19 protein-coding genes are annotated in these 19576 nt (G+C 72.1%); 12 read left to right on the top strand and 7 right to left on the bottom strand.

Translation table 11 applies throughout. The annotated features are described in order from the left end of the window. Positions 1-116 precede the first annotated feature (116 nt). On the top strand, positions 117-1745 hold the full coding sequence (locus tag ACFYW3_RS18710) for a protein kinase (RefSeq protein ID WP_389386806.1): 1629 nt from the start codon (positions 117-119) through the stop codon (positions 1743-1745). Positions 1746-1835: 90 nt separating this feature from the next. Here the strand turns inward: ACFYW3_RS18710 and ACFYW3_RS18705 are convergent, their stop codons facing one another. Further along, complete coding sequence (locus ACFYW3_RS18705) at positions 1836-2258, bottom strand: pyridoxamine 5'-phosphate oxidase family protein (protein ID WP_389386805.1); 423 nt, start codon at positions 2256-2258, stop codon at positions 1836-1838. Positions 2259-2365: 107 nt separating this feature from the next. Further along, the gene (locus tag ACFYW3_RS18700; protein ID WP_351749713.1) at positions 2366-3028 is read right to left on the bottom strand and encodes a response regulator transcription factor; all 663 of its coding nucleotides are present in this window, start codon (positions 3026-3028) and stop codon (positions 2366-2368) included. Between the two features lie 479 nt (positions 3029-3507). Between ACFYW3_RS18700 and pdhA the strand changes: the two genes are divergently transcribed. From pdhA to ACFYW3_RS18680, 4 genes are all read left to right on the top strand, one after another. Beyond that, positions 3508-4716: a pyruvate dehydrogenase (acetyl-transferring) E1 component subunit alpha gene (gene pdhA / locus ACFYW3_RS18695; RefSeq protein ID WP_267801844.1), complete on the top strand. Its 1209-nt coding sequence runs from the start codon at positions 3508-3510 to the stop codon at positions 4714-4716. 5 nt (positions 4717-4721) lie between these two features. After that, complete coding sequence (locus tag ACFYW3_RS18690; RefSeq protein ID WP_351749711.1) at positions 4722-5702, top strand: alpha-ketoacid dehydrogenase subunit beta; 981 nt, start codon at positions 4722-4724, stop codon at positions 5700-5702. A 10-nt stretch (positions 5703-5712) separates the two neighbouring features. After that, on the top strand, positions 5713-7176 hold the full coding sequence (locus tag ACFYW3_RS18685; RefSeq protein ID WP_351749709.1) for a dihydrolipoamide acetyltransferase family protein: 1464 nt from the start codon (positions 5713-5715) through the stop codon (positions 7174-7176). A 117-nt stretch (positions 7177-7293) separates the two neighbouring features. Then, complete coding sequence (locus ACFYW3_RS18680) at positions 7294-8049, top strand: hypothetical protein (protein WP_389386804.1); 756 nt, start codon at positions 7294-7296, stop codon at positions 8047-8049. Between the two features lie 19 nt (positions 8050-8068). Here ACFYW3_RS18680 and ACFYW3_RS18675 read toward each other — a convergent pair whose 3' ends face one another. After that, positions 8069-8488 carry a PPOX class F420-dependent oxidoreductase gene (locus ACFYW3_RS18675; RefSeq protein WP_351372291.1) on the bottom strand — a complete coding sequence of 140 codons (420 nt, stop codon included), beginning with the start codon at positions 8486-8488 and terminating at the stop codon, positions 8069-8071. Positions 8489-8564: 76 nt separating this feature from the next. Then, on the bottom strand, positions 8565-9791 hold the full coding sequence (locus ACFYW3_RS18670) for a DUF1266 domain-containing protein (RefSeq protein WP_351749705.1): 1227 nt from the start codon (positions 9789-9791) through the stop codon (positions 8565-8567). A 213-nt stretch (positions 9792-10004) separates the two neighbouring features. Between ACFYW3_RS18670 and ACFYW3_RS18665 the strand changes: the two genes are divergently transcribed. Next, positions 10005-11894, top strand: a complete 1890-nt coding sequence (locus tag ACFYW3_RS18665; protein WP_351749703.1) for a C1 family peptidase — start codon at positions 10005-10007, stop codon at positions 11892-11894. 14 nt (positions 11895-11908) lie between these two features. Next, positions 11909-12253, top strand: coding sequence for a protease inhibitor I42 family protein (locus tag ACFYW3_RS18660; protein ID WP_351749702.1), 345 nt, complete (start codon positions 11909-11911; stop codon positions 12251-12253). On the opposite strand, the gene ACFYW3_RS18655 is transcribed toward ACFYW3_RS18660, so the two are convergent. Beyond that, the gene (locus tag ACFYW3_RS18655) at positions 12210-13415 is read right to left on the bottom strand and encodes a DUF418 domain-containing protein (RefSeq protein WP_389386803.1); all 1206 of its coding nucleotides are present in this window, start codon (positions 13413-13415) and stop codon (positions 12210-12212) included. The genes ACFYW3_RS18660 and ACFYW3_RS18655 overlap by 44 nt on opposite strands. Before the next feature lie 192 nt (positions 13416-13607). On the opposite strand from ACFYW3_RS18655, the gene ACFYW3_RS18650 reads away from it, so the two are divergent. Both ACFYW3_RS18650 and ACFYW3_RS18645 read left to right on the top strand, forming a co-directional pair. Then, the gene (locus ACFYW3_RS18650; RefSeq protein WP_351749698.1) at positions 13608-14258 is read left to right on the top strand and encodes a GntR family transcriptional regulator; all 651 of its coding nucleotides are present in this window, start codon (positions 13608-13610) and stop codon (positions 14256-14258) included. Continuing rightward, positions 14255-15637 (top strand): MFS transporter, encoded by a 1383-nt coding sequence (locus ACFYW3_RS18645; RefSeq protein WP_351749696.1) that lies wholly within the window; start codon positions 14255-14257, stop codon positions 15635-15637. Before ACFYW3_RS18650 ends, ACFYW3_RS18645 begins: the two co-directional genes overlap by 4 nt. 68 nt (positions 15638-15705) lie before the next feature. Here ACFYW3_RS18645 and ACFYW3_RS18640 read toward each other — a convergent pair whose 3' ends face one another. Further along, positions 15706-16530, bottom strand: coding sequence for a maleylpyruvate isomerase family mycothiol-dependent enzyme (locus tag ACFYW3_RS18640; RefSeq protein WP_389386802.1), 825 nt, complete (start codon positions 16528-16530; stop codon positions 15706-15708). A gap of 137 nt (positions 16531-16667) precedes the next feature. On the opposite strand from ACFYW3_RS18640, the gene ACFYW3_RS18635 reads away from it, so the two are divergent. Beyond that, the gene (locus tag ACFYW3_RS18635) at positions 16668-17447 is read left to right on the top strand and encodes a carbon-nitrogen family hydrolase (protein ID WP_389386801.1); all 780 of its coding nucleotides are present in this window, start codon (positions 16668-16670) and stop codon (positions 17445-17447) included. 296 nt (positions 17448-17743) lie between these two features. Further along, the gene (locus tag ACFYW3_RS18630) at positions 17744-18148 is read left to right on the top strand and encodes a hypothetical protein (protein ID WP_389386800.1); all 405 of its coding nucleotides are present in this window, start codon (positions 17744-17746) and stop codon (positions 18146-18148) included. Between the two features lie 59 nt (positions 18149-18207). Here the strand turns inward: ACFYW3_RS18630 and ACFYW3_RS18625 are convergent, their stop codons facing one another. Continuing rightward, a complete protein-coding gene (locus ACFYW3_RS18625; protein WP_351749689.1) occupies positions 18208-18702 on the bottom strand; it encodes an LURP-one-related family protein in 495 nt (164 codons plus the stop codon). 32 nt (positions 18703-18734) lie between these two features. Here ACFYW3_RS18625 and ACFYW3_RS18620 point away from each other — a divergent pair, with 32 nt between their 5' ends. Continuing rightward, a complete protein-coding gene (locus ACFYW3_RS18620) occupies positions 18735-19547 on the top strand; it encodes a hypothetical protein (RefSeq protein ID WP_389386799.1) in 813 nt (270 codons plus the stop codon). The last annotated feature ends 29 nt before the right edge of the window (positions 19548-19576 follow it).

The raw sequence follows: 19576 nt of genomic DNA, 5'->3' as shown, positions 1-19576 counted from the left end.
TTCCGAGGCTGTAGCGTTCGTCGCAGCACCCCAAGAGGACACCGCATGAGTTGCGGCCCCGAGAGAGACGACGGCGAGGACTGATGGCACCCGAACCCGAGGGAAACGGCGCCGGGATGGCCGAGGATCCTGAGCATTGGGGCGCAGGCGGCCTGGTGGGCGAGGGCCGTTACCGGCTGACCCACCGCCTGGGCCGCGGTGGCATGGCGGAGGTCTTCGCCGCCGAGGACGTCCGGCTGGGCCGTACCGTCGCGGTGAAGCTGCTGCGCGCCGACCTCGCCGAGGACCCCGTCTCCAAGGCCCGCTTCACGCGTGAGGCACAGTCGGTCGCCGGGCTGAACCACCACGCGGTCGTCGCCGTGTACGACTCGGGCGAGGACCGGGTCGGACCGAACGTCGTTCCCTACATCGTGATGGAGCTGGTCGAGGGCCGCACCATCCGCGATCTGCTGATCAGCGCCGAGGCCCCGGGCCCCGACCAGGCGCTCATCATCGTCGCGGGCGTGCTGGAAGCCCTGGCCTACTCGCACCAGCACGGCATCGTGCACCGCGACATCAAGCCCGCCAACGTGATCATCACCGACACCGGCGCGGTCAAGGTGATGGACTTCGGCATCGCCCGCGCCCTGCACGGCGTGCAGTCGACGATGACCCAGACCGGCATGGTCATGGGCACCCCGCAGTACCTGTCGCCCGAACAGGCCCTCGGCAAGGCCGTGGACCACCGCAGCGACCTGTACGCCACCGGCTGTCTGCTGTACGAACTCCTCGCGCTGCGGCCCCCCTTCACGGGCGAGACGCCGCTGTCGGTGGTCTACCAGCACGTCCAGGACGCGCCGATCCCGCCGTCGCAGCTGCCGGAGGGCCACCACATCCCGCAGGAGCTCGACGGACTGGTCATGCGCTCGCTGGCCAAGGACCCGGACGACCGTTTCCAGTCGGCCGAGGAGATGCGCGGGCTCGTCCAGTACGCGCTCCAGATGCTCCACGACCAGGGGCCGAACACCGGCACCTGGAACACCGGTCCCGTCACCATGGCGCTGCCGCACGGGCAGCCCGGGGCCAACCACACCACGGCGATGCCCCAGGGCGGCACGGGCGGTCAGCAGTACCCCCAGCACGCCACGACCTCGCAGTTCCATCAGCCGATGGTGCCCCCGCTCAACCCCGACGACGGGTCGGCCTTCCCGGGCGGCGGCGGCTACGGCAACGGCAGGAACGGCAACGGCAACGGTCACGGCGGCCAGGGCGGTCACGGCGGTCAGGGCGGCCAGGGCGCCGGCGGAGGCCGCTGGAGAGTGGTGATCTTCGCGCTGCTCGCGGTGCTGGCCATCGCCGGTGGCGTCGCGTACGCGGTGAAGATGGCGGGCGGCAACGGCGGTTCGGGCAACGAGAAGAAGTCCCCGAAGACCTCGCAGAGTTCGCCGAAGACCCCGGCCAGCTCCGCGGAGACCCCGGCGGACTCCCCCTCGGCGCAGTCCCCGGACACTCCGCGCACGGACGACAGCGACGACGAGGAGACGTACCGGCCCTCGCCGAGCCGTACCAGGGTCTCGCCGAGCCACAGCGCGCCGTCCAGCTCGCCCTCGTCGAAGCCGTCGGCCTCGGATGAGCCTTCGGCGAGCAACGAGCCTTCGCCGTCCAAGCCGACGACCTCGTCGAAGCCGTCGGTCCCGGTGGATCCCTCCCCGCCCGGCGGAGGCGGCGCCGGCGATCCCGGAGGGACCGACGAGGGCACCCGGTAGCAACGGTCGTGAGGAAAGGGCCCGACGGAATCACTTCCGTCGGGCCCTTTCCCGTGTGCCTGCCGGCCGGCCGAGGCGCGTGCCGTCCGGTCAGAGCGCGTGCTGGTACTCCCGGTCGCGTGCGTGGCTTCCGGCCAGGGTGTGCGCGGTGACGAGTTGGGGTTCGATGCGCATGTGGACGGTGTCGAAAACGGCCCCGTCGACGAAATGCGGACCCGGACCGAAGAGTTCCAGTTCCGCGTTGGTCGGTTCGACGAGTTCCGCGGTGCCGGTGAACTGAACCGACCAGAGGTGCCGGTCCCCGGAATTGACGTTGTCGGCCCCGTACGAGACCACGCTGCCGTTGCACGCCTGGTGGTGGCCGAACCCGGCGTGCATTCTCAGCAGGACCCCGCCGTCCACCACGATGTGGCGGGCGAGGGCGAGGAAGGGCAGCGCGCGCACGCTGGTGGCCACCCGGCCGTACGGCACCCGGCTCAGCAGTTCGATGGCGTGGAGTTCCTCAGGGGACATGTGCTCCACTGTCCGCCCCCGACACCTGGTCGGAAAAGGGGATCCCGCCCCGTTGATCAGGGCCGTTGGTCCCGAATCGAGGGGGCTGTCACGTCTTTTCGGCCGGCCTAGGCGCGCTTTTCGGCCTGGAGGCGGGCCACGTAGGCGGCGGCCTGGGAGCGGCGTTCCATGCCGAGCTTCGACAGCAGGCTGGAGACGTAGTTCTTGATCGTCTTCTCCGCCAGGTGCAGCCGCTCGCCGATGACGCGATTGGTCAGACCCTCGCCGATCAGGTCGAGGATCTTGCGCTCCTGCTCGGTGAGGTTGGAGAGCCGGTCGTCGCGCTTGCCGTTCTTTCCGTCGCGCAGCCGCTCCAGTACCCGGGCGGTCGCCACCGGGTCCAGCAGGGACTTGCCGGCCGCGACGTCCCGGACGGCGCTGAGCAGCTCATTCCCGCGGATCGCCTTGAGGACGTAGCCCGAGGCGCCCGCCATGATCGCGTCGAACAGCGCCTCGTCGTCGGCGAACGAGGTCAGCATCAGACACTTGATGTCCTCGTTCTGGGAGCGGACCTCGCGGCAGACCTCCACGCCGCTGCCGTCCGGGAGGCGGACGTCGAGGACGGCCACGTCGGGACGGGTGGCCGGGATGCGGACGAGTGCGTCGGCGGCCGTACCGGCTTCTCCGACGATCTCGATGTCGTCTTCGACCGACAAGAGTTCATGGACGCCCCGACGTACCACCTCGTGGTCGTCCAGGAGAAATACCTTGATTTTTCCGTCTTCGCGCACAAACTCATCTTCACACACTCGTTCACATGGTCGCCGTTTTCGTCCGGCGTAGCCGTTCGCCCCTTCTCGCCCTTCCCGGCGCTCGTCTTTACGTGCGATTGCCGGTGTGGAGGCTTCACGACCGGGTCCGCCTGTTCGGGGGCCGCGGCGTTCCTCCATCAGTGATCACCCTTGACCCCTTCCCTGCCGGAGTTACCCGGGATAACGTGCCGTTGTTCCGGCCCCCTGCAAGGCTGTGACCAGTGGTTGTTCCCGAAGTCGCCGATTTACTTGGATATCCAAGCAAAATCGCAGGTCAAACGGGGTTTCGCAGTTATGCGGGGCACTGGGTAACGTGCATTGCGCAGGGCACTCGCCGGGGCACCTGTCACGCCTGAATCCCGTACGTTCCGCGCACCCACCCCGTGCTCGGGTACAGATACAGGTGAGCCGCACTGGACCCCGGAGAACCCGGGTGCCGGACCGACGGAGGAGCACACGTGACCGTGGAGAGCACTGCCGCGCGCAAGCCGCGACGCAGCAGTGGCACCAAGCGGGCGGCAGGCGCAGCCGGCGCCCGCAAGACCGCCGCTGCCACCGCACAGCCGCACGACGCCGAGCCTCAGCTCGTACAACTGCTGACGCCCGAGGGAGAACGGGTCGAGGTCGCGGACAACCCCGACATCGCCGAGTTCGCTCCTTTCGTCGCCGACATCACCACCGACGACCTGCGCGATCTGTACCGCGACATGGTCCTCACCCGCCGTTTCGACGGCGAGGCGACCGCCCTGCAGCGTCAGGGCGAGCTGGGCCTGTGGGCCTCGCTGCTCGGCCAGGAGGCCGCGCAGATCGGTTCCGGGCGCGCGCTGCGCGACGACGACTACGTCTTCCCGACCTACCGCGAGCACGGTGTGGCCTGGTGTCGTGGGGTCGACCCGACCAACCTGCTCGGCATGTTCCGCGGTGTGAACCACGGTGGCTGGGACCCGAAGATCAACAACTTCCACCTGTACACGATCGTCATCGGCTCGCAGACCCTGCACGCGACCGGTTACGCCATGGGTGTGGCCAAGGACGGCGCCGACTCGGCCGTCATCGCCTACTTCGGCGACGGCGCGTCCAGCCAGGGCGACGTGGCCGAGGCGTTCACCTTCTCGGCCGTCTACAACTCGCCCGTGGTGTTCTTCTGCCAGAACAACCAGTGGGCGATCTCCGAGCCGACCGAGCGCCAGATGCGCGTACCGCTCTACCAGCGCGCCCAGGGCTTCGGCTTCCCGGGCGTCCGGGTGGACGGCAACGACGTCCTGGCCTGCCTCGCGGTCACCCGGTGGGCCCTGGAGCGGGCCCGTCGCGGAGAGGGCCCGACCCTGGTCGAGGCGTTCACCTACCGCATGGGCGCGCACACCACCTCCGACGACCCGACGAAGTACCGGCGCGACGAGGAGACCGCGGCCTGGGAGGCGAAGGACCCGATCCTGCGCCTGAAGGCCCACCTCCTCGCGACGGGCGGCGCCGACGAGGCGTTCTTCGAGCAGTTGGAAGTCGAGAGCGAGACCCTGGGCAAGCGGGTGCGCGAGGTCGTGCGCGCCATGCCCGACCCGGACACGATGGCGATCTTCGAGAACGTCTACGCGGACGGGCACGCGCTCGTCGACGAGGAGCGCGCCCAGTTCGCCGCGTACCTCGCGTCCTTCGAAGGTGGGGAGTGACCGCCATGGCCGTTCAGAAGCTGACCATCGCGAAGGCGCTCAACGATTCGCTGCGCAAGGCCCTGGAGACGGACCCCAAGGTCCTGATCATGGGTGAGGACGTCGGCAAGCTCGGCGGCGTCTTCCGCATCACCGACGGTCTCCAGAAGGACTTCGGCGAGGAGCGGGTCATCGACACCCCGCTCGCCGAGTCGGGCATCGTCGGCACCGCGATCGGCCTGGCCCTGCGCGGCTACCGGCCGGTCGTCGAGATCCAGTTCGACGGGTTCGTCTTCCCGGCGTACGACCAGATCGTCACGCAGCTCGCGAAGATGCACGCGCGGTCCCTCGGCACGATCAAGATGCCGGTCGTCATCCGCATCCCGTACGCGGGCGGCATCGGCGCGGTCGAGCACCACAGCGAGTCCCCGGAGACGCTGTTCGCGCACGTCCCCGGCCTGAAGGTGGTCTCGCCCTCGAACGCGAGCGACGCCTACTGGATGCTCCAGCAGGCCATCCTCAGCGACGACCCGGTGATCTTCTTCGAGCCGAAGCGGCGCTACTGGGACAAGGGCGAGGTCGACGTCGAGGCCATCCCGGACGCCCTGCACGGGTCCCGGGTGGCGCGCGAGGGCACGGACATCACCCTGGCGGCCTACGGCCCCATGGTGAAGGTCTGCCTGGAGGCGGCGGCCGCAGCGGCCGAGGAGGGCAAGTCGGTCGAGGTCGTGGACCTGCGCTCGATGTCCCCGATCGACTTCGACGGACTGCAGGCCTCGGTGGAGCGGACCCGCCGGCTCGTGGTCGTCCACGAGGCGCCGGTGTTCCTCGGCGTGGGCTCGGAGATCGCCGCCCGCATCACGGAGCGGTGCTTCTACCACCTGGAGGCGCCGGTGCTGCGCGTGGGCGGATTCCACGCCCCGTACCCGCCGGCCCGCCTGGAGGACGAGTACCTGCCGGGCCTGGACAGGGTGCTCGACGCCGTCGACCGCTCGCTGGCGTACTGAGGAGAGCCCTGTGACGATCCGTGAATTCAAGCTGCCCGACGTGGGCGAGGGCCTCACCGAGGCCGAGATCCTCAAGTGGTACGTCCAGCCGGGCGACACCGTCACCGACGGTCAGGTCGTCTGCGAGGTCGAGACGGCGAAGGCGGCCGTCGAGCTGCCGATCCCGTTCGACGGCGTGGTCCACGCCCTGCTCTTCGAGGAAGGCGTCACGGTCGACGTCGGCGCGGTGATCATCTCGGTGCGGACCGGTCCGGCGGAGGAGGCCCCCGAGGCCGCCGCCCCGGCGGCCGTCGCGGCCCCGGCCGCGGCCGAGGAGCCCGTCGCCGAGGCCCGTCAGCCGGTCCTGGTCGGCTACGGCGTGTCCACGGCCTCCACCAAGCGCCGCCCCCGCAAGGGTGCGGCCGAGGCGGGCGCCGCCCCGGCGGCCTCCGTGGCCGCGCGCAACGGTTCGGCCGTCGCACCGTCGGTCGCACCGGCCGTCGCCCCGGCCCCCGTGGTTCCCGCGCAGAACGGCTCGGCGCACGCCGCGCCGGCCGGTTCCGAGCGCCCGCTGGCGAAGCCGCCGGTGCGCAAGCTCGCCAAGGACCTCGGCATCGACCTGGCCCTGGTGATCCCCACCGGCGACGGCGGGGTCGTGACCCGGGAGGACGTCCACGCGGCGGCCGCCGCGGCGATCGCCCCGCAGACCGCGCAGGTCCAGGCGCCGGCCGCGGCCCAGGCCCCCGCCGCGCCGGCCGCCGAGGCGGTCGTCCGGACCCCGGTCGACACGGCCGCGCGCGAGACCCGGATCCCGGTCAAGGGCGTCCGCAAGGTCACCGCCCAGGCCATGGTCGGTTCCGCCTTCACCGCGCCGCACGTCACCGAGTTCATCACCTTCGACGTGACCCGGACGATGAAGCTGGTCCAGGAGCTCAAGGACGACCCGGACCTCGCCGGTCTGCGGATCAATCCGCTGCTCCTGATCGCCAGGGCCGTTCTCGTCGCGATCCGCCGCAACCCGGACGTCAACGCGTCCTGGGACGAGGCGGCCCAGGAGATCGTGCTCAAGCACTATGTCAACCTGGGCATCGCGGCGGCCACCCCGCGCGGTCTGATCGTCCCGAACATCAAGGACGCCCACACCAAGTCGCTGCGCGAGCTGTCCGAGGCCCTGTCGGCCCTGGTCGGCACGGCCCGGGACGGCAAGACCTCCCCGGCGGACATGCAGAACGGCACGCTCACCCTCACCAACGTCGGCGTCTTCGGCGTCGACACCGGTACGCCCATCCTGAACCCCGGCGAGTCCGCGATCCTCGCCATCGGCGCGATCAAGCTCCAGCCGTGGGTCCACAAGGGCAAGGTGAAGCCGCGCCACGTCACCACCCTGGCGCTGTCGTTCGACCACCGTCTGATCGACGGCGAACTCGGCTCCCGCTTCCTGGCCGACATCGCGGCGGTCCTGGAACACCCCCGCCGACTCCTCACCTGGTCGTAGCGGTCGCGGCACCGTCGTACGCGCCGATGGCCGGGTCTCCCTCGCGGGAGCCCGGCCATCGGCCGTCGCGGGCCCGCCCCGCCACCGGGTAGCCTCCCGCCGGGGAAAGGGGGCCGGGTGCCCATCGCCGAACTGCAGGTGTACTCCGTCGAGCGGGCCGACGTCACCGGCGGGGTGTGTGTCGTCCGCTGTATCGGCGGGGTCGCGCGCACCGGGCAGGTCTACGCCGTCGGGGACCTGCGGATCGGGCTGCGGCGGATAGAGCGGTACGGGCGCAGCGTCGGCTTCTTCGACGCCGGGCACGTGGCGCGGGTCCACCTCACCGGGGCGGTGGTCGCGCTGCTCGGCCGCGGGCAGGTGTTGACGTACGTACCGCCGGACGGCCATTCGCTGGACGAGCTGGAGGCCTGGCTGGCCACCGATCCACCCCTGCTCGACGAACCCCACCCCGAGACCCTGCGCGCGATCGCCGTCGCCCGCATGCACGACCGGGCGCTGCCCGACGCGGCACGGATGCGGTGGGGGCGGGTGGCGCTCGCCGCGATCCTGCGCGCGGGGCGGCCCGACGACCTGACGCGCGGGGCCGAGACGGCGGCCGTACGGGGCTACCTGATCCGGGAGTTCGGGCCCGGCCGCGGCGGTGACCCGGCGGCCCTGTGCCGGGACGTGCTCGCGCTGATCGACCTGACCCCGGCGCGGGCGGCGGCCGAGGCGCGGGACTGGCGGGACCTGCCGCGCGAGCGCATCCTGCACCTGCGGCGGATCAAGAACCTGGTGCCCTGGGCGGCCCTGGTCCGCGGCCACCTGGCGGCCGACGACCCCCTCGCGGAGGTCGTCGACGCCTGGACGGCGGTGCGGGGCCTGCTGCCCTAGTGCCTCTGGTCCGGTGGTCCTAGCCGGCGGCCTTGGCGGCGTTGCCGAGCACCTTCGTCGGGGTGATGCGCAGGACCACCCGCACCTGTTCGGCGGGGGCCTCCACGTACTCCTTGCCGGCGCCCGGGCCCATGTACTCCTCGGCGATCCGGGCCGCGACGGCCCGACCGGTGTCCTCGGTCACCGAGGCGGTGCCGCGGATCTCGGCGTACAGGAAGGGGTTCGCGAGGTCGAAGACGGTCAGGCCGACCCGCTCGTCGCGGACGAGGTTGCGTTCCTTGCGCCGGCCCCGCTCGGTGGAGACCAACAGCTCGTCGCCTTCGCGGGACACCCAGACGACCGAACTCTGCGGTCCGCCATCGGGGTTGATGGTCGTGAGGACGGCGGGATGCGGCGCGTCCAGCAGCCCCCGCACGGTGTCGTTCAGCTCAACAGTCATGCGGGCGAGCCTAGTCGGGGCCCCCTCGCGCGCGGCTCGGTTCGCGTACGACGATCCGACTAACCGAGGTCCCCGCTCACCCCCACGGCAGATTCACCCAGGGGCTGCCCGGGTCGTCCGTCAACTCCCGGTGCACGGTGACCATTTCCTCGTACCAGTGGCCGAACTCCTCCTCGTCGAACTGCATGCACCGACCCAGGACGAACCCGGCGGACAGCTCCTCCCACGAGCGGTACGCCAGCCGGCAGGCCTTCCCCGCCCGGACGACGGCCCGCTCGGTCTCCTCCAGGGTCCCGAAGCGGGCACCGAGTCCCCAGCGAGCCATCTGGGAGGCCCGCCCGAAGTCCCACGCCTCGACGGAACGGACGTACGCGCCCCCGCTGAGCACCCCGTCGGCCCGCAAGCGCTGCTCGTAGCGGGCGATCCGCCCGATGACCCGCTGGAGGCCCGCGATCTCCCCCTCCACCTCGGCGGTGGGCCGGGGGCGGGCGACGGTCACCCCGTCGGGGGTCAGCTGCGGCTCGGCGGCCCGCTCCGCGTTGGCCCGCAGGGTGGAGGCGGTGGCGTGGCGCCAGTGCTCGATGTCCACCGGCCCGGCGAACTCCTTTGCCAGGGCCACCCGCACGCGCAGCGCGAACTCCCACACCGGGCTCACCACGTCGGCGGTCAACAGCCGCTCGGTCATGACCAGCCACTCCTCGCGGGTGGTGACGCCCCAGGACTCCCGGAGCTTCTCCCGCTCCAGCGAGTAGCCCTGACCGTGGTAGGCGAGCGCGTTCCAGAACGTCCCGGAGCGCACCGACAGGTGCGCCCCGCATGCCAGCCCGAACGCGACGGGCCCGCGCAGGGGCCCGCCGAGGTGCAGGGCGTGGACCTTGTCGCGTTCGAGTCCGGTGTAGTCGCGCGGGCGCCGCTCCACGTGGAACTTCCAACGCGCGGCGTGCGCGGGCGAGATCGGCAGGAACACCTCGAAGGGGGTGCCCGGGTTGACGGCCAGGTAGGGGACGGCGCCCGACGGGTAGCAGTCGGCGAACCAGTCGAGGCTCGCGATGTCGAAGACCAGGTCGGGGGTGGGCGCGGGCAGCATGCCCTCGGTGAAGGCGATGTAGGCGTGCGCCTGGACCTGCGGGAACCAGGTCCGCTCGGGCCGGACCTGGGTGGGATGGGCGTCGAGGAACGCGCGGGACTGCGGGACGAGGAGGCGGGCCCGCGCCAGCACGTCGAGGAGGCCCGGCCAGTTCCCGGCGGCCCTCGCCTCGTGCAACTCTCGTTCGATGACGCTCGGCGCGGTCCAGGTCCCCATGCGGAAACCCTAGCGGGGTCCCCGGGCGGGCCGGCCGGCCCGGATCCCGGCCGCCCGGCGGGTCGCCGCGCGCACCCCCGTCCGTCTCCCGGGGCGTACGACCCCCGTGCCACCACGCGACCTCGCGGACCCCCTTGACGCCCCCCTCCGGCGGGGAGACGCTCCCGGGTCTCGCTCGCATCCGTACGGGCGACCGCACACTGGGGGGCCGGTATGCCGCAGGAGTCTGTCCGGACGGCGGGGGAGCTGCGGGCGCGGCTCGCGGAACGGGGGGCGCGCTGGTCGGTGACCGAGCACCTGGCCGACGCGGAGCGCGTGCCGCGCGCCGCGCTGGGGCTGGAGCCGGGGGCGAACCTGACGTCCGCCGAGGAGGCGGGGACCGTCGATCTGCGGGTGCTGATCGGGCGGGTCAGCGGCAATCCGCACCTCACCCGGCGCAGGGCCGCGCACGGTCTGCTGCCCGGGTCCGGGAGGTCGCCGGCGGGGGCCCGGCCGGCCGCCGTGGACTGGCGGAGCCGGTGGGGCTGGCCCTGGCTCACGAAGGTGAAGGACCAGAACCCCTGCGGGTCGTGCTGGGCGTTCGGGGCGGCCGGGCTGGTGGAGTCGATGGCCAGGATCGAGCACGACGTGTGGGCGGAACGGTCCGAGGGGGACGTGCACGACGGGCTGAAGTTCACCTGCGGGCAGGGCTCCAACCCGGAGACCGCGCTGGACTGGATCACCACCCACGGCGGGCTCGCCGACCCGGACTGCTGGCCCTACTCCACGCCCCCGCCCGGCCTGCCCGCCGAGCGGCGCGAGGCCTGGCGGGCCGAGTACACGCCCAGTTGGGACCGTTCGGGCCGCACGGTGCGCGTCACCGAGTACGTGCGCCTGGGCGACACGGAGCAGCAGAAGGTGTGGCTGGACACGGTCGGCCCGCTGACGGCCTGCTTCGACGTGTACGACGACTTCTTCGGGCTGGGCGCGGGCGTGTACCACCGCACCAGCGACCGACTCGCGGGCGGGCACTGCGTGTTGATCGTCGGCTACGACGACGCGGCAGGCTGCTGGCTGTTCAAGAACTCCTGGGGGACCGGCTACCACGTCGGCGGTTACGGCCGCATCGCCTACGGCGAGGTCGACATCGACCGCTGGGCCAAGTGCGGGCTGCGCGACACCAACATCGACCCGTGGAGCAAGCGCCGCCTGCACACGGGCAACGTGTACGAGAGCGGCAACGGCCGCGCCCACCGCAACTTCGAGCTGCTCGCCGGCACCGGCTCGGGCGCCCTGCGGCACTGGTGGCGCGAGGGCGACGCGCCCTTCGCCTGGTCCCGGGCCGGCACCTTCGCCGCGGACGCCTCGGGCCAGCCCGCCTTCACCGGCACCACCTACAACCGGAACATGGAGTCCCTGCACGTCACCACGGGCGGCCGGCTGCGCCACTGGTACTACGAGCAGTCCGGCGGCGCCTGGCGCGACGGCGGCGCCTTCGGCCCGGGCGACGCGGCGGTCGGCTCGACCCCCGCGTTCATCCAGAGCGACTACGGCAAGCCGGGCAACTTCGAGGTGGTCGTCCGGACCGCCGACGGCCGGCTGAACCACTGGTGGCGCATCAACGGCGCGCCCTGGACCTGGAACGACGGCGGTCGCTTCGCCTCCGGCATCGCCCACTACGGTCCGGCGCTGGTCCAGACCCGCGGCCGGCACCTCGACCTGGTCGCGGCCCGCGACGACGGCCGTATGCAGCTGTGGTGGCGCGACGACCCCAACGGCTTCGTCTGGCGCGCCGGCGAGGTCTTCGGCAGCGGGATCGTCTCCGCGCCGTGCCTGATCGAGGGCCAGTACGGGGCCGTCGACGAGGACACCGCCGGGAACTACGAGTTGTGCGTCGTCGCCGAGGGCGGCCGGGTCGAGCACTGGTGGCGCGGGAACGCCGCGGGGGCCGCCTGGACGCGCGGCGCGGTCTTCGGGCACGACGCGCTGGCCGTCACCGGGATGCTCCAGGGCAGTTTCGGGTTCAACCTGGAGGTCATCGTCCTGCGCACCGACCGCCTCCTCCAGCACTACTGGCGCGACGGCGCGGGCTGGCACGAGGGGCCGGTGATCGGCCCTGCCTGAGAGGGGCCGCGCGGATGGAGGTACGGAGCATCGTGCTCGCGCCGGGCGAGACGTACGAGCTGCGGCTGACCGGGCGCGGGGCGCGCGGGTACGTGTGGACCTGGCAGGTCGGCGGCGACGCGGACGCCGTCTCGGTGACGGAGCCGGACGGGCCCGGCCGGGCGCAGGCCCCACCGCTGCCGGGGGCGGCGGTGGAGCGGGTGTACCTGGTGCGGGGGATCGGCGCGGGCGGCCGGGCCCGGGTGCGGTTCGCACAGGTCCGGCCGCCGTACCCGCAGGAGGCCCCGTACGACGAGTTCCTGTTGGAGGTGGAGGTCAGTGACCGCCCGCCCCGCTCGGCCGGGACCGGCGGGGCTTGAGGGCCCACTGTTGTACGGCTTCGAGCGGGCCCCGCTCGAAGCGGCGCAGCCACAGCGAGGAGCCGGCCACCAGGGTGAGGGCGACGCCCGCCCACAGACCCATCACCCACCAGGGGCCGGTGCCCGCGAGGCGCCCGGCGAGGCCCAGGCCGAGGCCGTAGCAGAGCAGGACGCACAGCAGGTTCTGGGCGACGTAGCAGGACAGGGCGGTGCGGCCGACCGAGGCGAGGGCGCCGGACAGGGCGGCGGGGACCCGCAGGCGGTCCAGGGCGATGCCGATCAGCCCCATGTAGCCGACGGCGAGGGGCGGGGCGATCGCGTAGCGGCCCAGGACGAAGTACGCGTCGCCGCCGAGCGCGGCGGCGATCCCCGCCGGCATGCCGAGGCCCAGCCCCCAGGCGGCCATCCGACCCCGGATCCGCCGCCCGTCGGCGGTCGGGGCGAACGCGCCCGCGCGGTGCAGGCGGATGCCCAGCAGGAAGAGGAATACGAGCAGACCGAAGCTGAAGACGGGCTCGATGCGCAGTATCGCCGCGTGCTGGAGGCGGAAGGCGATCTGTTCGGCCCAGGTGCCGTCGGCGTACAGCGCCACCGTGTCCGGGTCGGGGATCTTCGGGGTGCCCTCGGGCCCGGCCGCGGAGGCGACCGTCACCAGGGCCACCAGTGCCAGGTGCGTCCCGCCGGCCACCCACATCGCGCGCCGCCGGACCTTCTCGGAGCGGGCGAGGAGCCAGGCGACGAGGAGCGCGGTGACGGCGTAGCCCATCAGCACGTCCCAGGCGAAGATCAGCAGGAAGTGCAGGGTCCCTTCGAGGAAGAGGAAGGCGGCCCGCCGCCAGTACCGTCCCGGCCAGGGGGCGCCCCGGCGCGCCGCGGAGTCGTACTGGATGGCCAGGCCCACGCCGAACAGGATCGTCAGCAGGGCCAGGAACTTGCCGTCGGCGAGGAAGCGGAAGAGCGTCTCGGCGAGGTGGGCGGGGGTGGGGTCCGCGAGGACGTCGGGGCTCCCCAGGCCGCCTTGGACGACACCCCATTCGGAGCCCGGCGAGGCGAAGATCCACACGTTGGTCATGAGCGTGCCGAGGATCGCGGCTCCGCGCAGGACGTCGAGGAGGGGGAGCCGGGTCGTCGTCACCGGTGGTGCGATCAGGGTCTCGGACATGACTCCAGCGTCTCGGAGGACGGGACGGCGTACGTCCTGCGGGTGAACGAAGCCGGGGTACACCCTTCGATGCAGAGACGGGACGGTCCTCTCCTCCCCGCCCGCACGCGGTCCCCCTTCGACGTTCGGATGTGCTGTCCGGATGCTGGACGCGGAAGGTCGTTGCATCGTTCATGTATCTATCCTGTGCGCATGCCATCAGCCGCCACCGCCGTGACCGCCGCCGACCGTGTCTACCGACACGTCAAACAGGGCGTCCTGGACCGCCGATTCGAAGGCGGCCTCCTGCTCACCGAGGGCGAGGTCGCCGAGGCCGTCGGCGTGTCCCGCACACCGGTGCGCGAGGCGCTGCTGCGGCTGGAGACCGAGGGGCTGCTGAAGCTGTACCCGAAGAAGGGCGCGCTGGTGCTGCCGGTCTCCGTACAGGAGATCGCGGACGTCATCGAAACCCGGCTGCTGGTCGAGGAGTTCACCGCCCGCAAGGCCGTGCCCGCCCCGCCCGCCCTGCTGGACCGGCTCGCCGCGCTCATCGTGGAGCAGCGCCGGCACGCCGCCGCGGGCGACCTGGTCGCGCTGATGGCCGCGGACCGCGGCTTCCACGCCGAGATCGTGCGCCATGCCGGCAACCAGATCCTGTGCCGGCTCTACGACCAGCTCCGCGACCGCCAATTGCGCATGGGCGTGGCCCTGTTGCACTCCCACCCCGAACGGGTGGAGCGCACGCTCGTCGAACACACGGAGATCCTGGACGCGTTGCGCTCCGGCAACGCGGACACGGCCGCCGCTGCCGTACGGGCGCACGTGGGCCGCGTCGAGGCGCTGGTGCGGGGGGACGCGCGATGAGCGCCCCCGTGCCCGCCCCACGGACTGCCGCCCCGCCCTTCGATCCCCCCGGCGGGCGGAAGGCCGTGGCCGTCTGGTCGATCGGCGTCGCCGTCTACTTCGTCGCGGTCATCTTCCGTACCAGCCTGGGCGTCGCCGGCCTCGAAGCCGCGGACCGCTTCCACGTCAACGCGTCGGCGCTCTCGACGTTCTCGCTGCTCCAACTGCTGGTGTACGCGGGCATGCAGATACCCGTCGGCCTGATGGTGGACCGGCTCGGCACCAAGAAGGTGCTGACCCTCGGCGCGGTGCTGTTCACCGCCGGACAGATCGGCTTCGCCCTCTCCCCCTCCTACGGGATGGCGCTGGCCGCGCGGGCCCTGCTCGGCTGCGGTGACGCCATGACGTTCATCTCCGTGCTGCGGCTCGGGACCCGCTGGTTCCCGGCCCGGCGCGCGCCCCTCATGGCGCAACTGGCCGGGCTGGTCGGCATGGCCGGCAACCTGGTCTCCACGCTGGTGCTCGCGCCCGTGCTGCACGGCGTCGGCTGGGTGCCCGCCTTCGCGGGCAGCGCGGTGGCCGGGCTGATCGTGCTGGTCCCGCTGACGCTGTTCCTGCGGGACCAACCCGAGGGCCACGCGCCCACCCCGGTGACCGTCACCGGGACGCCGGGCACGGGCGGGTTCGTACGCCGCCAGATCGCCGCGTCCTGGCGGGAACCCGGCACCCGACTCGGGCTGTGGGTGCACTTCACCACCCAGTTCCCGGCCATGGTGTTCCTGCTGCTGTGGGGCATGCCGTTCCTGGTCGAGGCACAGGGGCTGTCGCGGACCACCGCCGGCGGGCTGCTCACCCTCGTCGTCGCCGCGAACATGGGCTTCGGTCTGGTCTACGGCCAACTCGTCGGACGCCGCCAGTCCGCGCGGATCCCGCTGGCGCTGGGCACGGTGGGCGTGACGGCCCTGCTGTGGGCGTCGGTCCTGGTGTACCCGGGCGACCGGGCCCCGATGTGGCTGCTGGTCGTCCTGTGCGTGGTGCTCGGCACCTGCGGACCGGCCTCGATGATCGGCTTCGACTTCGCCCGTCCCGCGAACCCGGCCGAACGGCAGGGAACGGCCTCCGGGATCACCAACATGGGCGGCTTCCTCGCCTCGATGACCACCTTGCTCGCCGTCGGCGTCCTGCTCGACGCCACCGGCGACAACTACCGGATCGCCTTCTCGTCGGTGTTCTTCCTGGAAGTGCTGGGCATCACCCAGATCCTCCGCCTGCGGGGGCGGGCGCTGGCCCGCGAACGGGAACGCGCCCAGGAGCGCCGCCCCGTCGTCGCGGCCCCTTCCGGCGAGCCCGACCCGTCACACCCCTCGGGTCCCGTCGCCCCGGCGTCCGCGTCGGCGTGAACCGGGCGTCCGCGTCGGCGTGAACCGGACGGGGGCACGGGTCCCCGGGATCAGGGGGCTCACGGGGCTCAGGGGGTCACGGAGAAGTGCGCCAGGATGGCCTCCGCCAGGTCCGGGTCGCCCTCGACCTTCACCCGGTCGGCGACCGCGCGCGGCCGCACCCGGCCCCCCGCGAGCCGTACGTACGTCTCCCAGTCCATCGTCAGCGTCACGGCCGGCCCCAGCGACGGCGACTTGTCCAGGGTCCCCTGCCCCGCCGCGTCCACCCGTACCGTCCGCATGAACTCCAGCACGCCGTGCACGTCCAGCACCACGGCGGAGTTCGCGGGCGCCCCCGCCTCCTTCGCCACCACCTTCGGCAGCCCGGCCAGCAGAATGTCCCGTGCCACGTACGCGCCCGGCGAGTCCCAGTTGCCCGGCGCGCCCAACGCCGCCCGCAGATCCTGCTCGTGCATCCACACGTCGAAGGCCCGAAGCCGCAACGCCAGCTCCAGCGTCACCTGCTCGCCCAGCGGCCCGCGCACCATCGTGGCCGGGTCCCGCTTCTCGTTGCGCAACTGCCGCGCCCGACGGATGACGGTGTACTCCAGCTCCGAGGTCATCTCCGGCGCGGTGTGGTGGCGCCGCACGTCAACCTGCACCTCCATGTACCGGGTGAACTCGTCCACCACGTGCCGCAGATCCCGCGGCAGCGTGTGGATCGGCCGGGGATCGCCGAGCTGCTCGCACTCGATGCCGATGATGTGTGACACCACGTCACGGACGGACCAGCCGGGGCACGGGGTCGCCCGGTTCCACTCCCCCTCGGGCAGGGGAAGGACCAGCTCGGATATCGCCTCGATGGAGTGGGTCCACGCGTCGGCGTAGGGCTGAAGGCTGGGATGGACGGTCAACGGGACCCCTCGCGTGCTGTTCAGTGGCGCGTTGTGGACTATTCCCAAAACTACGCTGCCGGTGAGCACCCCGGCAGTGCTTTCGTGTGACGATCGTAGGCCCGAGTTGAGGGTTACAAGTCCAGGACGGTGGTAGTGTGCGCGCCTCATTGATCCAAATCGCTGTGAACGACGGGGAGTCGGTGTCCTCCCGGCGGACTCGGGTGGCCGACCTCGTACGGGAGCAGAGCGGCTCCGACCTCGTCGTGCTGCCCGAACTGTGGACGGTCGGGGCGTTCGCCTACGAGCAGTTCGAGACCGAGGCCGAGCCCATCGACGGCCCCACCTACGAGGCGATGTCCAAGGCCGCGCGCGACGCCGGGGTCTGGCTGCACGCCGGCTCGCTGGTGGAACGCGCGGGCGACGGCTCGCTCTACAACACCGCCCTCGTCATCTCCCCGGCGGGCGAGCTGGCCGCGACCTACCGCAAGATCCACCGCTTCGGCTTCGACCAGGGCGAGGCGGTGCTGATGTCCCCCGGCGACTCCCTGACCACGGTGGCCCTGCCGGAACAGACCCTCGGCATCGCCACCTGCTACGACCTGCGCTTCCCGGAGCTGTTCCGGGGCCTGGTCGACGCCGGGGCGACGACGATGCTCGTGGTCGCCGGGTGGCCGGCCCGGCGACGCTCCCACTGGACCCTGCTGAACCGGGCGCGGGCCGTGGAGGACCAGTCGTACGTCCTGGCGTGCGGGCTGACCGGCACCCACGCGGGCGTCGAGCAGGCCGGGCACAGCCTGGTGGTGGACCCGTGGGGCGAGGTCCTGGCGGAGGCGGGAACCGGCGAGGACGTGCTCACGGTGGAGTTGGACCCGGCGAAGGTCGCCGAGACCCGCGAGCAGTTCCCCGCGCTCAAGGACCGCCGGATGGGGCGCTAGGGCCTGTCGTCAAAGTGTCGTCTGCCTCGCGACGCCTGGCACGCACTCTCGCCGTACCGGGCGAAAGCCCAAGTACGTCCAGTACGCGGGCTTCCGCCCGGCACGCCGAGAGCACGCACCAGACGCCGCGAGGCCGCCCTTCGGGCGACGACGCCACTGTGACGACAGGCCCTAGTGCCGGGCCGGGCGCCGTGACACGGTGAACCTTTCCGGTCACAGCGCTGGTGCGGTCACAGCGCTGGGCCGTCCCCTCAGGGGGTAGGCGTGGATCGACACCGACAGGAAGCGGGCGTGGCGTGCTGGAAACCGACGGGAACGAGAGCGGGCGGGGCGGCGCCGAGGGCGCCGGGGCGGCGGTCGAGGACGCGCGGGACACCGAGGCCGTGATCGAGGAGGCCCTGGAGCCCCACGACCCCGTGGCCGGGGAGGTCGCGGCCCGCGACCGGGTCCGCGCCCGGGCGGAGGGCATGGCCCACCACGAGGCCGCCGCCGCCCTGGAGGCGGCCCTGAAGGCCGCGGGCGACCTGTCGCGGGCCGACGCCCCGACCCGGGCGGAGGTCGCGGAGTGGCAGCGCCTCACCGACCACCTCCTCGACCACGGCGGCCCGTACGGCACCGGGTCGGACGCCTACGTGCAGGGACAGCTCACCGCCCGGGACAGCCACAGGCACGACCGGGCGACCGGACGGCCCTCGGGCTAGGCCGTCTCTTCCGGATCCTGCCTGACCCGCGCCGCCCGGCACCGCAAGAGACGGCCCCGTCAGTCCTCGTCCCGTTCCTTCTCGGCCATCCGGATCACGCAGACCGCGACGGCGATCAGCAGCGCCGCGTCCGCGTCCTCCCGGACCACGTCGACGGCGTACGTCTCGCGGACCCGGTACCACTGGCGGGAGACCAGCGCGAGCAGCTCCCCTTCGTACTCGACCTTGAACTCGCGGTCGAGGATCCGGCCGCTGACGTCGACCTCGGTTCCCTCGGCCAGCGTCACGCGGTAGTGGTTGCGCAGCAGCGAGAGGCGCTTGCGCCGGATCACGGCGAGGCGCCGCTCGTCGCGCTCCAGGGTCATCGCGTCGCGGAAGGCGAACCACTTCTCCCGCAGCGTGATCAGGATGTGCCCGTCCGGGTCCTTCAGCTCCAGGGTGTCCCGCAGCCGCAGGGCCTTCCCGTCGACGAGGAAGGCGTGCCGGCCGTCCTCGTCCTCGATCCAGTAGTCGTCGCCGATGGCGAGCACTTTGTCCCGTACGAGGTATTTCATGCGCTGATCCGTGCCCGCGATAGGTTGCGTGCATGCCTCTGCTCTTCGTGACCGACCTGGCGTACCCGGCGCGCGGCCGCCGCTACTGCGACGAGGACATATTCCTCACCTCCCGGCTCCGCGAGCACTTCCCGCTCGCGCTGTGCCATCCGCTGGACGCGGAGCGGCTGATGCCCGGCTTCGACGCGGTCGTGGTCCGCAACAGCGGCCCGGTCCTGCACCACCAGGAGGCGTACGACTCCTTCCGCGCCGCCGCGACGGCCGCCGGGACGCGGGTCTACAACCCGCTGACCGGCCGCGGTGACATGGCCGGCAAGCAGTACCTGCTCGACCTGACCGAGGCCGGCTTCCCGGTGATCCCCACCGTCGACGACCCGGCGCTGCTGCACCGGCTGCCGTCGGTGCCCTCGTACGCGGTGAAGCCCAAGCAGGGCGCGGACTCCATCGGCCTCACCTTCACCGCCGACCCGGGCTCGGTGACGGCCGGCGAGTTCCTGATCCAGCCGCGCGTCGACTTCGCGTACGAGGTGTCCTTCTACTTCGTCGACGACGCCTTCCAGTACGCCCTGTACGCCCCGGACCCGGCCCGCCGCTGGGAGTTGGAGCGCTACGAGCCCACCGCGGCGGACCTGGACTTCGCCCGGTCGTTCATCGCGTGGAACACCCTCGCGCACGGCATCCAGCGCGTGGACGCCTGCCGCGCCCCCTCGGGGGAACTGCTGCTGGTCGAACTGGAGGACCTGAACCCGTACCTGTCCCTGGACCTGCTCCCGGAGTCGGTCCGGGAGTCCTTCGTGACGGCCCTCGTGGCCTCGCTCAAGACCTTCACGGAAGCCGGCGACTGAAGCTGGCGACTGAAGCCGGCGACTCAAGC

It is taken from the genome of Streptomyces sp. NPDC002602 (genome assembly GCF_042889445.1).
GTDB lineage: Bacteria > Actinomycetota > Actinomycetes > Streptomycetales > Streptomycetaceae > Streptomyces.
This window is presented reverse-complemented; position numbering and strand designations above follow the sequence as displayed.

Excerpts from the sequence above, each read along its gene's own strand:
- ACFYW3_RS18625 (WP_351749689.1), bottom strand. The coding sequence starts at position 18,702 with ATGAAATACCTCGTACGGGACAAAGTGCTCGCCATCGGCGACGACTAC.
- ACFYW3_RS18660 (WP_351749702.1), top strand. The coding sequence starts at position 11,909 with ATGGAGGTACGGAGCATCGTGCTCGCGCCGGGCGAGACGTACGAGCTG.
- ACFYW3_RS18710 (WP_389386806.1), top strand. The coding sequence starts at position 117 with ATGGCCGAGGATCCTGAGCATTGGGGCGCAGGCGGCCTGGTGGGCGAG.
- ACFYW3_RS18675 (WP_351372291.1), bottom strand. The coding sequence starts at position 8,488 with ATGACTGTTGAGCTGAACGACACCGTGCGGGGGCTGCTGGACGCGCCG.
- ACFYW3_RS18670 (WP_351749705.1), bottom strand. The coding sequence starts at position 9,791 with ATGGGGACCTGGACCGCGCCGAGCGTCATCGAACGAGAGTTGCACGAG.
- ACFYW3_RS18690 (WP_351749711.1), top strand. The coding sequence starts at position 4,722 with ATGGCCGTTCAGAAGCTGACCATCGCGAAGGCGCTCAACGATTCGCTG.
- ACFYW3_RS18705 (WP_389386805.1), bottom strand. The coding sequence starts at position 2,258 with ATGTCCCCTGAGGAACTCCACGCCATCGAACTGCTGAGCCGGGTGCCG.
- ACFYW3_RS18655 (WP_389386803.1), bottom strand. The coding sequence starts at position 13,415 with ATGTCCGAGACCCTGATCGCACCACCGGTGACGACGACCCGGCTCCCC.
- ACFYW3_RS18645 (WP_351749696.1), top strand. The coding sequence starts at position 14,255 with ATGAGCGCCCCCGTGCCCGCCCCACGGACTGCCGCCCCGCCCTTCGAT.
- ACFYW3_RS18650 (WP_351749698.1), top strand. The coding sequence starts at position 13,608 with ATGCCATCAGCCGCCACCGCCGTGACCGCCGCCGACCGTGTCTACCGA.
- ACFYW3_RS18665 (WP_351749703.1), top strand. The coding sequence starts at position 10,005 with ATGCCGCAGGAGTCTGTCCGGACGGCGGGGGAGCTGCGGGCGCGGCTC.
- ACFYW3_RS18620 (WP_389386799.1), top strand. The coding sequence starts at position 18,735 with ATGCCTCTGCTCTTCGTGACCGACCTGGCGTACCCGGCGCGCGGCCGC.